The organism is Chryseobacterium urinae (genome assembly GCF_030518295.1).
Taxonomy (GTDB): Bacteria; Bacteroidota; Bacteroidia; order Flavobacteriales; family Weeksellaceae; genus Chryseobacterium; species Chryseobacterium mucoviscidosis.
Genome location: NZ_JAULSJ010000015.1, coordinates 64,996 through 77,981 on the forward strand (window position 1 = coordinate 64,996; position 12,986 = coordinate 77,981).

Below are 12,986 nucleotides of genomic sequence, written 5' to 3' on the forward strand. Positions count from 1 at the left end.
ATTTTTAAAATAGTTTGACCTGAGTTCCGTCAAACAACCACCAATCTTCAAATGCATTTTGTTTAATCTCCTCTAAAGATTTAAATAAGAAGTGAAATTTCGCTTCTGTAAAACGTTCGTCTTCAAGAAGTCTCTTCATCGCCATTTGTTTATACACCTCCAGTTCAAAAATACAGAGAATACGGCTTCCATAATCCAACCCAAACATTCTGCTCGGTTGCCCGACCGATAACGCCCTCAAATGATGAAACAGCGATTTGTGAACACGGCTTGTATCATCTCCGTTATACATTTCAATGGCATACAACTCTTTTCTTTTGGGTGTTTGCAGCATACAGATTGCATCAGCAATCAGGTAATCATTTTCAGAGACCTGAATAGACGATTCCGCTCTATAACCTTTCTTCTTTCCCGTAGAAACCTTATCAAAATAGGTCAAGAATAGAAGCATTTCACAACCGTCATTTTTGGAAATGCTTTCATGCAAAGCGATTTGAACATTAATCGTGTTCATTCTATGGAAGTAATCCTTTTGATAAAATTGACCTTCATTTTTCGGAAACCTGACAACATCTTCTCTCAAATAATCTTTAACAATTTCAGCACCCTGAGTCTTGAGAAAATGTACATTTTCGAGTTTTCCTATTGCGGGATGAACTCCGAATGCAATAGAACCCACCAACGGATCTTTTCGAAGTCTGAGTTCTGCAATTTGCTTGTTGAGATTCGCTCTGTCGGACATAATTCCGAGGCGGAGCAACTGCCCTGCTGTTAAATATTTGTAACGAGCCAAAGCTAAAAGGATTTTTTCCTGTGAAGGAGAAAGTGTTTGAAAGAATAATCTTTTGGTAACCATTTTTTTGAGTTTTAAAAAATTAAAAAAGGCGGCAAAAATGCCTTGTATTCTTTTAAGAAGTTGTGTTTATAAATGAAACTTAGGTTTAATACTTCCGCTGGACTCCGTGGAATTTTGAGATGCAGTTTCAGGATTTTCTATTGTCGGAGAATCCGGTGTTGGAGAAATTGTAGTTTCGGAATCTGATGCCGGATTTACAGTTTCATCAGTTCTATTTTCTAAAGTCGATTTGGCTTTTGAAGGAATCAAAGTTGGGGAATGAACCAGATTTAGTGTAGATTGGTTCGGTTGATTCTGGCTTTGGTTTTGAACCTGCGTTTGCAGTAGATTTGGATTTACATTAATAATATCTCTGTAAATTCCCGATTCAGACAGCAAATAGGCTTTCAATTTTTTGAGTTCTTCTTTGTTGCAAAAATATCTTTTCGGCTGTTTGATCAGAAAATCGGGGCTTTTAATTTTTATGGCTGGAAAATGGTCGTGCTTTAAATAGAATTCGTAGGGTAAAAGACTTTGCATCGCAGCATAAGAAACTCCAAAATCCCCTGCCAATTCTTTAAGAGCTGGCAAGCCATTGATTCCTGCCAATTTAACAGCTGAGTTATTCAAAACTGAATTCTTTAATGATAATGGGATTTGACCGACACTTTGTGTTCCGACAATCAAACGCAGTTTGTACTTCCTGGCCTCTGAAAATATCGTTTGGATGCTTCCGCTTTCTGTCGTGAAATTGTGAAATTCATCAATAAACAGATAACAAGGCTTTCTTGAATGTTCGGATTCGAATGCTCTTTGAAAAACAATGCTCAGAATTGTTGCCGAAACAAATCTTCCGAGTGCTCTGCTCGCATCTTCTCCCAATTTTCCTTTGGATAAATTAAACAGGATTATCCTGCCTTCCTGCATTCCTTTCTTTAGGTCGATATTGCTCTGTCCGTTCATCATGTGGTAGAACATCATATTGTTTTGGAGGTGTTGCAATCTTGTATAGATTGCCAGTTTAGTGGGAGCATACTTCTTACTGAGGAATGCCGTTTCAAAAAACTGGCGGTAAACCTGAAATGAAGATTTCTTTCCCAATTCCACCCATTTTGCATTTTGGTTATCGTCCATAAAAACTTGAAGATCGGATAATCCACATCCTCCTCTTTCCAGCAAAACTGAAAGACAAGGTTTCAACAACGCTTCCATTTGGAGAGACATTCCGGCTTCCGGAATTAATTCTGAAAATGCTTTGGCAAATTGCTGAGACATCACGTCAATCATAAATGGCTCGGTTACACGCCTCCAAAATGGATTGATGCATGGGATTTTTCCATTTTCCAACTGCGGATCAATATACCACACACGTTCAGGTTTCTGAAGATTGATGCGGAAGCCTAATAGGCTTTCAGATAGATCCCCGTGAGGATCCAAAAGAATTATTGAGTGGTGCTGTTTTAGTTGTGATTGGTGCTGGATCTGGTAAGCAATCGCTTTCATAAATTCCGTTTTCCCACTACCTGTCCTACCGCTAAGGAAACAATGCCTGTCTAAAGCGGAAACGGGAAATGGGACAGGCTTTGGAGCAAAAAATAATGAGTGTAGCGAAGGTAGACAAAGTGAAAGAAGTTTTTGATAGTCGTGTTCATCATCGCCGGTAAAAGAAGATAAAATTTTCGGATGTTTCAATAAAAGATTCCAATATTCCAAAGCAGGCGAAACGCATACTGCCCTCTCCAATTTTTCTTTGCTTGTCGCTTTCTTGGTTCTCATTTCTTCAAATTCCTTGAAGGTCAGAAATCGTTTTTGAAGTTCTTTGCGGTAATGAATTGAATTTCTATCCAGTCGGGAGAGGTTTTTATCGATTGCTTTTATTCGTTCTGAAAGTAAAGCGTCCCGACCCGAAGAATGTTCTCCGAGAAAATAATTTCCTGCTAAAATATAAGGTTCTTGGTTTTTAATTTTCCATAGAAAGGAAGTTTTGTTCCAGAATTGGATGGTTGAATTCATGATAAAATAGTTTTGGGTTTAAGTTTCAGTTTGAATTTTCAGATTAAATTTTTAAAGGATTCAGGTTTGAATTTTAAAAAATTAAGTGGTATCGCTTAACAAATTGCCTGATTCGGCAGAAGAAATAAAACAGAATAGAGGTGCATTTGTTTTTCTTGAATTAAAACTTGGCTTAAAAAAGCATGGTTTTGTAAAGGAAATAAAGAGCAGAATTATTGGCTTTTGATCGAATTTCCGAGAATGGGTTGCTAAAATATATCGGAATTGTTTCTCACAAAAGTGATGGTGCTACTTATGGATTTTTTATGCGAAGTCAAGTTCTTTCTATTAAGGTGTGCGAGTGTCGATAAAATGTCAATATACTTTAGAATACCTTATTGAGAACCTTTTAGACTACCTTTTTGGCAACCTCCAAAGGAAAGCGGAAATCGCCCTGTTTATCGAGCTTTTAACTGCAATTTCTATGCCATAATATCTTCCTTTTTCCACTTTCCATTATTACCATCTTCCTATCTCTAAAAAGTAAAAATGTAAAGTCAAACTGCATCAACTTCTCTTGCAAGTCAACCAAAAATCCATACAAGCACCATCGCCGGCAAACCTATCAAATCACTTAAAACAAAAATGTAAAGACACAAAAAATCTATCAATGTATCAATCTACCAATGTATCAAAAACAAAAATTCAAAAAATTAAAATTCTAAAACAAAATGAAACAATCCAAAACAACAAACAACCATCAACAAATTAAAACCCCTTATAACAAAGAATGAAAAAATCAATAACGTAGCAATCAACTAGTGACACAAAAATTAAAACAATCAAGAAAAACAAAATCTAAAAATTTAAAAATTCTAAAACAAAATGGAAAACAAAATCGGAAAAACACTAAACCTTGAGTTAGTCGGGGTCGACGGGAATGCTTATGCCATCATGGGAGCTTTCTCTAGACAGGCAAGGCGTGAGAAGTGGACGCAGGAGGAAATCGACTCCGTCCTGCAAGAAGCTATTGACGGAGATTATGATCATCTTCTCTCTACCATTATGACGTACTGCGAACCGCAGGATAATCCTGAAGTTGATTCTAACCCTGAAAATGAAAATTACTAATGGGAACAAGAAGCTTAACGGTTGTGGTTCACAACCAAGAAGTCAAAGTTTCTTCCTATGGGCAGTATGATGGCTATCCTGAAGTAGTAGGTTTGAAACTGTTGTGGTTTTTTAGCAATCCAAGGAACACCGAAAGCCTGAAAGAAATTCTTCCGAAAGTACGCCTTTGGAATGAACAAGACCAAAAGCAACAGGACGAGTTTCTGGAATCTATCGGCTGTACCAATGGGATTCTTAATTCAAGGCAGAAAGACAAATTCAAAGAAAGGTATCCCTTTCGTTACCGTGAACGCTACGGAAGATTAAGAGAAGGACAAATCCTAGAAGTCTTGCTGGAGTTTACTCATCTCGATGAACTGACAACCACCGATGCTTACGATTTTGCTTCCGACAGCCTGTTCTGCGAATGGGCGTATGTGATTGATTATGATAAAAATTCGTTTGAAGTCTACAAAGGTTTTAATACCGCTGGAATTTCAGAAGAAGACCGTTTCTTTCCTCTTTATGATGGAGAAAATGATTATTATCCTGTCAAAATCATTGTATCATTTCCGTTGGATCAACTTCCCGATGAAAACGAATTTTTACTTCGTTGCCAAAGGTAATTCTAATGTCTAACTCATAAAATCTAAAACAATGAACAAAAACAAAAATCGTCTTTTGGTGCAATGCTTTATGAAAATGCTCCAGCAAAGAATCGAAAGAGACAAAGTAGAAAACCTCAGTCCTGTATTCGGCAGTATCTTAAGCAAAGAAGAACTTCAAAACATTTTGAAGTGGCTATACTTGGATAAAGTACCTGAAACTTATGACTTGGAAACGATGGACAAGCAAGATTTACTTGAAGCCATTGGAGATGATATTCATATTCTGTCTTACTTCATCGAAAGATGGAAACAAGAATTGGAAGAGAAAATCACACCACAGAAAGTTTATGACGTTCTTTGCCAGTTACAAATCGAAACCCATTACCTGATGACCAAAATTTTGGCAGATTGGGACGAGTACGACCACAGCAACTTCAAGGCACTTTGCCGAAAGGCGGGAACTCCCGAACCGTTATTTGCCGTATTTGAATCTTCTATACAAGAAGAAGACAAATATATTTCTGTTCCTCTTTCCAAATATTATACAACTGAATGGGAAGCAGAGTCTAAAAAATCACTTCTCATTTCGGAAGAACAGTTTGAGGAACATCAGCTCCAGATCCTAAGCCTGTAATCTTTTATCCAATTATTTTTTAAAACAAAAATGAAACAATCAATATTAGAATTTTATAATAATCTGGATAAAGCCAGAGACAGAGCTTTATGGCTGGAGTTTGAGTACAGAAATATTCCCAAACAGTTTGTGGTGTTTGACGGACCGGAGGATAATTATGCCGTTGCAGATCTGCAAACTGCCGAAGAAATGGAAATTACGCATCAGTATTACTCGCTTCCCGAAAATTACCAGCATTGGACGTTTGGCGATCTGAAAGGAATTGCAGGCGATCCCGAAATGTTAGAGCATTGGGAAAATATCCTTGGAAAGTTCTCGGTAATGGAAGGCGAGCTGCTCAAATTTATTTTGAAGTACCAAGTTCCTTTGGATAAAATTATCCGTCATGAACTCGGTTGCAGAGGCTTTGATGCAGGCAACAGATGGATTGGCTTTAGTGAATCAGAAAAGATATGGAATCAATAAACCGTATGGACACAGAAAACAACAAGGCAACCCTTCAGGAAGTCTATGTAATTGCTCTTGCAGATATTGATGGGGAATTTGACTGGATTTACATTCATCCCAAACCCTATTATCTCACCGAAGCAGAAGCCCTAGAAATCAGAAATTTATTAATAGAAAATGAAGAATCTGTTACCGAAAGTAACTGTATCGTTAAAAAAATGTACAGGGTAAAACCCGAAAAAGAACAATAAAAAATCAATCAAAAACAAAATGAAAAACAAAAAATCGCTGCCACAGGTAATGATCCTTAACAGGAGAAAGCATTATGACAGCCATAAAGATTATGAAGCTCTTCCAAGTTTTGAAGAGTTTGTAAATATGGAATTGGGAAGTCTTTTCGATCAGGAAAGGGAAATCCTACAGATTATTCCCAATGAAAATGCCACTGAGTTTGTCATCATTTATACGATAATGATATGAACAGGCAGGATCATGGTGTATTTATCCTCACCGTGTTTATCATCGTACACAAAACCAGCGGTATGGATATCGTTTATTTTCAGCCGAAATCCTTTTATCAAAGTTACCTAAAGGCTGATCAGGTGAGACAATCCCTTATCCGAAACGGAAAACTGTCTGAAAACAATTCCTTTGTTGAAGGAGAACGCTTTATGGTGGTTTGCGCAAATTAACACGAAAACAAAACCGAAAACAAAAATCCGGCATCTGATATCTGATATCTGATATCTCATGTCTAAAGTCTAACATCTAATATCTAAATTTATGAACGAAAACAAAACGGCACTCTTGAAAATATTTTCAGCGGTGCTAAAAGAAAGAGTAAAATCTGAACCTCAGTATCAATCGATCAGTACGGAAATGGTCAAACATTTTTCCCGAAAAGAATTAATTGAAATTATTACCCACAACTTCGAGGGCGAAGTTCCATCTGAATATAACCTCGTGGAAATGGAAAATAATGAACTTTTACAGCTTATCGGAGATGACTTCAAAATTATTTCATATATGATGAGCCGTTGGAGCAAGGAAATGTCACAACTTCCAACCCTCCAAGAATGGATGCATTCCAAAGTTCATTCGTCTCCTGAAAAGGAAACGGAAGAAAACGTGGAATCAAAATCAGAAGAAACAGCATCAGAAAATTTGGAGAATCCTCTAACATCGGAAACTGTTTCAGAAAATTCTGATAAACCCAATTCGGAATCTCCGAAACCTTCGGATGTATCATCTGAAGCTAATAAATTGGAAGAGAAACAGAATTTCAATCCTGATTCTAAACCTGCTTCAGAAAAACCGCATTTCGGTAGGAAGCAGGAGGACAAGAAAACTGAAAAAAGCAAGTAAAACCTTTGGTATTCAAAGGTTGGGAATGGTTTCCGTTCCAACAATGAATTTATGGAAATAGCCCAAGTTTTTTACTCGGGCTATTTTATTTTCTTAAGCAGCACACTCCCCTGCAATAGATACATTACTTTATTTACAAAAAGTGAAAATGAACAATTTCTCTGAAAATAAAATAACAATAAAAAATAAAACTCCCCTGCTTAAAGCAAAAATGAAAACCCCGATTACGTATTATGGTGGGAAGCAGAATCTATTGAAAGAGCTTCTTTGATTGACGCCTCCCCATAGAATCTATGTAGAACCTTATTTTTGAGGCGGCGCACTGTTTCGGGCTAAAGAGCCTTCTCCTTCTGAAATTATCAATGACACCAATATGAATGTCGTTAATTTCTACGAAGTTTTGAAGAAAAACTATAAAGCATTACACGAAAAAATCGAAGCTACCCTTCACAGTAGAGAAACCTATAAAAAAGCACTTTTCATTTATGAAACTCCCCGGCTTTTTGCAGACAGTCCCGTCATAAGAGCACGAGCATTTTACGTCTCATGCAATCAATGATTTTGCAGTCGTATAGGTAGCTTTTGATATTCGAAGGACAACAAATGCCCTACAACATTTCAGAATAAAATACAAAATTTTAAAGAAGAAATGAGTAACCGTCTTTCTTACACGCAAATTGAACAGAATCAGGCGGATAAGGTCATCCAGTCGAGAGATCATGAAGATACCTTCTTTTACTGCGACCCTCCTTATATCGGAACGAACCAATGACATTACGGAGGTTATCACGAAGATGATTTCATCAGAGACCTCACGGTATTATCACAAATCAAGTGAAAATTTTTACTGAGTAATTTTCCATCTAAAATACTCGATAGGTTTGTCAAGGAGCATCAATGGTATGTAAAAACCTTTGACCAACCTTTGTCAGCCTCTCACAACAGCAAGAAAGCTCTGAACAAAAGGAAAACGGAAGTGTTGGTGGCGAATTATCCGATATAAAATGTAACAATATATCAATGTAACAGTTTGCCAATGTAGAGAATGAATCAATTAATTAATCACTAAATCTACTAATTTCTCAATCTTTTAATTGCCTAAAACAAAAATGAAATGAACACCTCAAAACCAAAATACAACCATCAAAGAAAAAATGTCGTGATGCGCAAGATCAAACCAAGAATCAAACAGAGAGTTTTCAAAAACGAAGAAATCCCCATCCATAAAATCAGAAAAGATTACGAAAAATTTAAAATATGACCGAAGCTTAAAGCATGATTACCCACCAGTTCATAATCTGAAAGTATTCTGAGCTTTTGTTGGAGGTGGTGGTTCTACTATGGGATATAAGCTCGCAGGTTTTCAACATTTGGGCGGTGTAGAAATAGATGGCAGGATGGCAAAAATCTACCAAGCCAATCACTCCCCTAAGTATTTTTACCACGAGGACATCAAGGATTTTAATCTTAAAAACGATTTACCTAAAGAACTTTATAATCTGGATATTTTGGACGGTTCACCTCCTTGCAGTGCATTCTCGATGTCCTGAAAACGTGAGGAATACCGGGGAAGAGAAAAAGTATTTAAAGAATGACAGAAAAAACAGATATTGGATGAACTCGTGTTTGTGTTCTGCGAGACCGTTGCCAAGTTCCAACCCAAAGTGGTCGTGATGGAAAATGTTCCGGGACTCGTTGCCGGAAGAGCAAAAAAATATGCGATTGAAGTTTATGACAGGCTTAGCCTGCTTTGATATCAGGTGCAAGTATTCAGGCTAAATTCCGCCACGATGGGTGTTCCCCAAGCGCGTGAACGTATTTTCTTTATTGCCAGAAGGAAGGATTTAGAATTCCCGGACTTAGTTTTAAATTTTGACGAATCCCCTGTTTACTTTGGAGCCATTGCCGACAGAAACTCTACCACCCATGCTCCGCTCCGACCTTCCATTGAAAAAAGACGACCCTATGTAGAATGCGGTGATCAAAATTTAAAGTTTGCCGATGCTAAATACAGAAATCTGAATACTTTCAATGCGTTCTTTAGTACCTATATTCTGTACGATGATATTGTTGCTCCTACATTGACTTCAAGTGGAGCATGAGTATATTACCCCGAAAAACGCAATCTTAACGACACTGAATATATCCGCATGAGCAGTTTTCCAACCGACTTCAATTTCTGCAACATATCAACCCGCTATGTCTGTGGAATGAGTGTTCCTCCATTGATGACGGCTAGAATTGCAAATGAAATAAGAAGACAACGGTTTTAATAATATGACAATCTGAAAGTTTAGCAATCTGCTAAATAAAAAATATGCTATCCAAAGCATTGTTAAACTGTTACATTGGTAGATTGTTATATTGTATATTGAATCCTCACTCCTCTCCTCTGTCTGCAACATTAACAAGGCTTTTCACAACCTTTATAAAGATTGCATTCACAGAAAAATAAGATAAATAATTGCTTTTCTGAAACAATCAACAAGGTGGTTGTCAAAGGTTGGTACACTCCTCTGCTATACTTTAACAAACCCTTGTCAGAGTCTGCCACAACTTTATCAATCCCATGACAAACCTTCTACAATGAATGTCAAGGCATTGTTAAAGTAAATCACTTGAAAAAGTGTTTTCAATGCTTATAAATCCGTAAGGGTTTGAATAACGTCTTTAAAACATTTGACAATCCATCTACCAACGTTTTATAAAGTTTTGCAAATCCCGTAACAAAGGCTTTACAAGCATTGATGCCGTTGTAATAAAGCATCAGAAAAACAAGTATTGCACTGACTTTATACTGCGTGATAACCAAAAGTTATCGGTCACTTATCAATACTGAATCATTTATCATTAATAACACGTTATGGAAATTTCAAAAGCAGAGGCAGAGAGAATGCTAGGTGTTAGTTCAACTACATTGTACAACCGAGCAAACAAACTGAACATCAAATTCATTAACAAAGTAGATTCTAAAGGAAAGAGCAGTTATCTCAACCGAGACGATCTAAAAAAAATGGGGAACGCAATGGGCAAACCTTTGAAAAAAGAATCTACTCCTGAAAAAGAAAATTCGAAAACGGAAAGCAGAGGAGCAGAGGAGTGAGAAGCCCAAGAATTTGTACAGGAAAAATTTATGCTTCAACTCAAAATCAAGGAACAGGAGGAGGAAATTAAATCCAACAATCAAATCATTGAATTTTATAAAGAAAACAATTCTCAACTGTTGATGAACCAACAGGAAGCTAAAAATCAAATCACAACTATGTACTGAGAAATGCTGGGAATATCCAAAAAAGCCACGACATACTATATTATTTCTATTGCTGTATCTGTTGTATTGCTCCTATTTGTTATTCTTGTTGCCACCGGAAACCTGAAATTTTAGAGCAGAGGAGCCTCCCACCCTGAAATTGTAGCCACTATCGAAATTATAAATTTTAGATTTTAGATGGAAAAACTCTAGTTACCCTAAAAATGTAGCTGTTCATGAAATTTAAAATTAAAGATTAACAATAGTCTTTAGACGCTGAATCTCTTTATCAAAGCCAATTCAAACACCAAAACAAACCTTTGTTAAACCTAAAACAATCTTTTGAATCTACCCTGAAAATGTAGCCGGGAAACAATTAAAAATGAATAATTAAGAATTAAAAATAGCTTCAAACATCGCTTTTAATTATTTAATAAAAAAAATATCCCTAAAAATTAGCAACAACGATTTTATTTTATCTCTGTTTAAGATGTTATATCACTTACATTCTTATATTGTTTATAGGCTTTGAGATTGGCTACTGCAAAGGCTTTACGAAGCATTGGGTATCAGATTTAGGGCAAAGGATAACAAAAACAGGGCGAAATATATCAAATTTAGGGTAAAAAGCACCGAAATTAAGGCACTACACCTACATAAAAAAGGTGGAATTGCTACTTATTCAAGGATTCTGTGAAATATAACAAATTTAGGGTTTAATGAAAAATCATCTTGAAATATACCATCCAAAAATTACAGTAGCTTGCAAAGGTAGCTTTTGAATAATGTACCAATATGAAAGTTTATCAATGTACCAATAATAAGCCAAAAACTAACCTTAAATACATTTACATCCGACATTTTACTTTGTACAATCAAAGAAATGACCCAACTTACCGTCAAGAAATCCCACGAACTCGTCACTGCAAGATATTCTTTTAATCTGATGGAAATGAGACTTTTTACCTTGATCATCAGTATGATCCAGGATAAGGATGAGGATTTTAAAACCTATAATATTCCGATTAAAAATATTATTCAGACTTTCGGAATTAAAAACAAGAATATTTATGCGGAGATTAATTCGCTCACCACTTCGATGCTCAAAAAAATTATTACCATTCCTGTAAAAGAGGAAGGTAAAGACAAAGAAATTAAAACGGCTCTGGTTTCGTCATTTAAATATTCCGTTGACGGCAGAGGAGTCTTGGAAGCTAGTTTTCATCCGGTACTCAAACCGTATTTGTTGCAATTGAAATCTAAATTTCTCTTGTACGACCTAAAAAATATTCTGAAAATTTCTTCCGGTCACAGCATCCGTTTCTATGAATTATTGAAAAGTTACGAGGGGATTTGAAAAAGAATTTTTGAAGTTCAGGAGCTCAAAGAAATTCTTTGTGTGGAAGACAAATATGCAAAATATGCCAACTTCAAAAAGAGGGTTTTACTTAAAGCACAGGAAGATATTGAAAAACATACCGACATCCGTTTTACTTTTGAGGAAATTTCCGAATTTTCTAGAAGTGTGGAAAAACTGGTTTTCACGATACACAAAAATAAAAATACGGTCATTGAAAGTAATAATACCAATAATGACACCGAAAATGAGAATGAAAGTGGTAAGGAAAATAAATGGCACGATGAAATCAGGACTTTCGGCGTGTCTCAAGTTGTTTTAGAAAATCAAATTTTGGGAGAATTCGAAGAAGAGTATATCAAACAGACCTTGAAATTTTGCAAAGATTATTTTAAAACCAATATTGTAAAGCAGAAAAGCGGATTTTTCCTCAAAGCCCTGCAAAATGGATATTACAGAGAGGAAATTGAAACCCTCTCGAAAAAATCCCAAAAGAAAAAAAATGTTGGACAGCTAAAATCTGAACAAACCGAATTGGAAAAACAAAAAAATATTGCAAAAAAACATAGGGCAGAGGAGTTAAGGGCGCAGTTTTTAACACCTGAACTCATCGAAGAGATTATTCAGGAACAAAAAGAAACCAATTTATTTATGTATAATGTTATCAATAAATCCTATCAGCAGGGGATTGTCAATCCTTTTCTGGAAGGATTGATTGATAAAAAATTATTAGAGGAGTTTGGAGACAATTAATTGATGATAATATTTGAAATCTAATTTCTAATAAAAAAGAGGATTACACATCAGAAATAATGGTCTCGATATTCAATAAAGTTTGTTCCATTGCCCGCCAAACTTTACTATGTGTCGAATCTTGGGAATAGGAAAGAATTTTTTCTATCTCGTCCAAATGGTTTTGGACAAGCAGTTCTATTTCCGTTTGGTACTGAATATAGATATCTTCCAATTCAGAGTCATCTTCTTCGTACCAAAACAAAGTATCCAGTCAGAATTCATTAACATCCGAAATAAATTCTATAGGATTATCTTGTTTTATCAATTCCTGTGAGATGAGCTTTTCGAGATTGTCTTCAGGCTGGTTCGCCATAAAATGTAATTGTTTCATTGCATTTATTTTGTTCATTGTCTAATACGGAAGAAATAAAAGAGTTAATCAAATTAACTAAATTCATTATATTCATTAAATCAGCGAATGCAAGAGAATTTTATCATTTTTTCAAAAAACAGAAAAATATAGTTTTGAACTGCGTTTTCTGTTGATACTTCTAAAAAATGCGCTTTACATTTTCGATTATTACTTTATTTTCTCTACAAGTTCTTCTATTTCCTTTTCCGTAAATCCTTGCTTTGTTGCCTGAATTTTAAAA

16 protein-coding genes and 3 pseudogenes are annotated in these 12,986 nt (G+C 35.8%); 17 read left to right on the forward strand and 2 right to left on the reverse strand.

The window, feature by feature from the left end:
- Positions 1-4: 4 nt before the first annotated feature.
- Both QWT87_RS11390 and QWT87_RS11395 read right to left on the reverse strand, forming a co-directional pair.
- Positions 5-856, reverse strand: a complete 852-nt coding sequence (locus QWT87_RS11390) for a hypothetical protein (RefSeq protein ID WP_302716179.1) — start codon at positions 854-856, stop codon at positions 5-7.
- Positions 857-922: 66 nt separating this feature from the next.
- Positions 923-2,848, reverse strand: coding sequence for a type IV secretory system conjugative DNA transfer family protein (locus QWT87_RS11395; protein ID WP_302716180.1), 1,926 nt, complete (start codon positions 2,846-2,848; stop codon positions 923-925).
- Positions 2,849-3,712: 864 nt separating this feature from the next.
- On the opposite strand from QWT87_RS11395, the gene QWT87_RS11400 reads away from it, so the two are divergent.
- From QWT87_RS11400 to QWT87_RS21260, 17 genes and pseudogenes are all read left to right on the forward strand, one after another.
- Entirely contained in the window at positions 3,713-3,958 is a 246-nt protein-coding gene (locus tag QWT87_RS11400; RefSeq protein ID WP_302716181.1) for a hypothetical protein, read from the forward strand.
- Entirely contained in the window at positions 3,958-4,563 is a 606-nt protein-coding gene (locus QWT87_RS11405; RefSeq protein ID WP_302716182.1) for a hypothetical protein, read from the forward strand. Before QWT87_RS11400 ends, QWT87_RS11405 begins: the two co-directional genes overlap by 1 nt.
- A 70-nt stretch (positions 4,564-4,633) precedes the next feature.
- The gene (locus tag QWT87_RS11410) at positions 4,634-5,179 is read left to right on the forward strand and encodes a hypothetical protein (protein WP_302716183.1); all 546 of its coding nucleotides are present in this window, start codon (positions 4,634-4,636) and stop codon (positions 5,177-5,179) included.
- 30 nt (positions 5,180-5,209) lie between these two features.
- Entirely contained in the window at positions 5,210-5,644 is a 435-nt protein-coding gene (locus QWT87_RS11415; protein ID WP_302716184.1) for a hypothetical protein, read from the forward strand.
- A 5-nt stretch (positions 5,645-5,649) separates the two neighbouring features.
- Positions 5,650-5,877 carry a hypothetical protein gene (locus QWT87_RS11420; protein ID WP_302716185.1) on the forward strand — a complete coding sequence of 76 codons (228 nt, stop codon included), beginning with the start codon at positions 5,650-5,652 and terminating at the stop codon, positions 5,875-5,877.
- 19 nt (positions 5,878-5,896) lie between these two features.
- Positions 5,897-6,106 carry a hypothetical protein gene (locus QWT87_RS11425; protein WP_302716186.1) on the forward strand — a complete coding sequence of 70 codons (210 nt, stop codon included), beginning with the start codon at positions 5,897-5,899 and terminating at the stop codon, positions 6,104-6,106.
- A complete protein-coding gene (locus QWT87_RS11430; RefSeq protein WP_302716187.1) occupies positions 6,103-6,318 on the forward strand; it encodes a hypothetical protein in 216 nt (71 codons plus the stop codon). The genes QWT87_RS11425 and QWT87_RS11430 overlap by 4 nt, the downstream gene beginning before the upstream one ends.
- Before the next feature lie 91 nt (positions 6,319-6,409).
- Complete coding sequence (locus tag QWT87_RS11435; protein ID WP_302716188.1) at positions 6,410-6,991, forward strand: hypothetical protein; 582 nt, start codon at positions 6,410-6,412, stop codon at positions 6,989-6,991.
- A gap of 322 nt (positions 6,992-7,313) precedes the next feature.
- Positions 7,314-7,550: a DNA adenine methylase gene (locus QWT87_RS21295; RefSeq protein ID WP_139255407.1), complete on the forward strand. Its 237-nt coding sequence runs from the start codon at positions 7,314-7,316 to the stop codon at positions 7,548-7,550.
- A gap of 63 nt (positions 7,551-7,613) precedes the next feature.
- A pseudogene (locus tag QWT87_RS11440) lies at positions 7,614-7,763 on the forward strand (DNA adenine methylase); the annotation flags it as partial.
- A 342-nt stretch (positions 7,764-8,105) separates the two neighbouring features.
- Positions 8,106-8,252, forward strand: coding sequence for a hypothetical protein (locus QWT87_RS11445; RefSeq protein ID WP_302716189.1), 147 nt, complete (start codon positions 8,106-8,108; stop codon positions 8,250-8,252).
- A gap of 67 nt (positions 8,253-8,319) precedes the next feature.
- Positions 8,320-9,093, forward strand: a pseudogene (locus tag QWT87_RS11450) (DNA cytosine methyltransferase); the annotation flags it as partial.
- A gap of 24 nt (positions 9,094-9,117) precedes the next feature.
- A pseudogene (locus tag QWT87_RS21300) lies at positions 9,118-9,264 on the forward strand (hypothetical protein); the annotation flags it as partial.
- 590 nt (positions 9,265-9,854) lie between these two features.
- Positions 9,855-10,094: a hypothetical protein gene (locus QWT87_RS11455; RefSeq protein ID WP_302716190.1), complete on the forward strand. Its 240-nt coding sequence runs from the start codon at positions 9,855-9,857 to the stop codon at positions 10,092-10,094.
- A 30-nt stretch (positions 10,095-10,124) separates the two neighbouring features.
- Positions 10,125-10,262 carry a hypothetical protein gene (locus QWT87_RS11460; RefSeq protein ID WP_302716191.1) on the forward strand — a complete coding sequence of 46 codons (138 nt, stop codon included), beginning with the start codon at positions 10,125-10,127 and terminating at the stop codon, positions 10,260-10,262.
- Between the two features lie 862 nt (positions 10,263-11,124).
- Positions 11,125-11,598 (forward strand): replication initiation protein, encoded by a 474-nt coding sequence (locus QWT87_RS21255; RefSeq protein ID WP_162088007.1) that lies wholly within the window; start codon positions 11,125-11,127, stop codon positions 11,596-11,598.
- A 6-nt stretch (positions 11,599-11,604) separates the two neighbouring features.
- Positions 11,605-12,351 carry a replication initiation protein gene (locus QWT87_RS21260; RefSeq protein ID WP_337250577.1) on the forward strand — a complete coding sequence of 249 codons (747 nt, stop codon included), beginning with the start codon at positions 11,605-11,607 and terminating at the stop codon, positions 12,349-12,351.
- The last annotated feature ends 635 nt before the right edge of the window (positions 12,352-12,986 follow it).

What these genes read in the sequence shown, in the direction of transcription:
- QWT87_RS11410 (WP_302716183.1), top strand. Translation starts at nt 4,634, where the DNA reads ATGAAAATGCTCCAGCAAAGAATCGAAAGAGACAAAGTAGAAAACCTC.
- QWT87_RS11395 (WP_302716180.1), bottom strand. Translation starts at nt 2,848, where the DNA reads ATGAATTCAACCATCCAATTCTGGAACAAAACTTCCTTTCTATGGAAA.
- QWT87_RS11390 (WP_302716179.1), bottom strand. Translation starts at nt 856, where the DNA reads ATGGTTACCAAAAGATTATTCTTTCAAACACTTTCTCCTTCACAGGAA.
- QWT87_RS11455 (WP_302716190.1), top strand. Translation starts at nt 9,855, where the DNA reads ATGGAAATTTCAAAAGCAGAGGCAGAGAGAATGCTAGGTGTTAGTTCA.
- QWT87_RS11445 (WP_302716189.1), top strand. Translation starts at nt 8,106, where the DNA reads ATGAACACCTCAAAACCAAAATACAACCATCAAAGAAAAAATGTCGTG.
- QWT87_RS11405 (WP_302716182.1), top strand. Translation starts at nt 3,958, where the DNA reads ATGGGAACAAGAAGCTTAACGGTTGTGGTTCACAACCAAGAAGTCAAA.
- QWT87_RS11420 (WP_302716185.1), top strand. Translation starts at nt 5,650, where the DNA reads ATGGACACAGAAAACAACAAGGCAACCCTTCAGGAAGTCTATGTAATT.
- QWT87_RS21255 (WP_162088007.1), top strand. Translation starts at nt 11,125, where the DNA reads ATGACCCAACTTACCGTCAAGAAATCCCACGAACTCGTCACTGCAAGA.
- QWT87_RS11430 (WP_302716187.1), top strand. Translation starts at nt 6,103, where the DNA reads ATGAACAGGCAGGATCATGGTGTATTTATCCTCACCGTGTTTATCATC.
- QWT87_RS11415 (WP_302716184.1), top strand. Translation starts at nt 5,210, where the DNA reads ATGAAACAATCAATATTAGAATTTTATAATAATCTGGATAAAGCCAGA.
- QWT87_RS11435 (WP_302716188.1), top strand. Translation starts at nt 6,410, where the DNA reads ATGAACGAAAACAAAACGGCACTCTTGAAAATATTTTCAGCGGTGCTA.
- QWT87_RS11400 (WP_302716181.1), top strand. Translation starts at nt 3,713, where the DNA reads ATGGAAAACAAAATCGGAAAAACACTAAACCTTGAGTTAGTCGGGGTC.
- QWT87_RS11425 (WP_302716186.1), top strand. Translation starts at nt 5,897, where the DNA reads ATGAAAAACAAAAAATCGCTGCCACAGGTAATGATCCTTAACAGGAGA.
- QWT87_RS11460 (WP_302716191.1), top strand. Translation starts at nt 10,125, where the DNA reads ATGCTTCAACTCAAAATCAAGGAACAGGAGGAGGAAATTAAATCCAAC.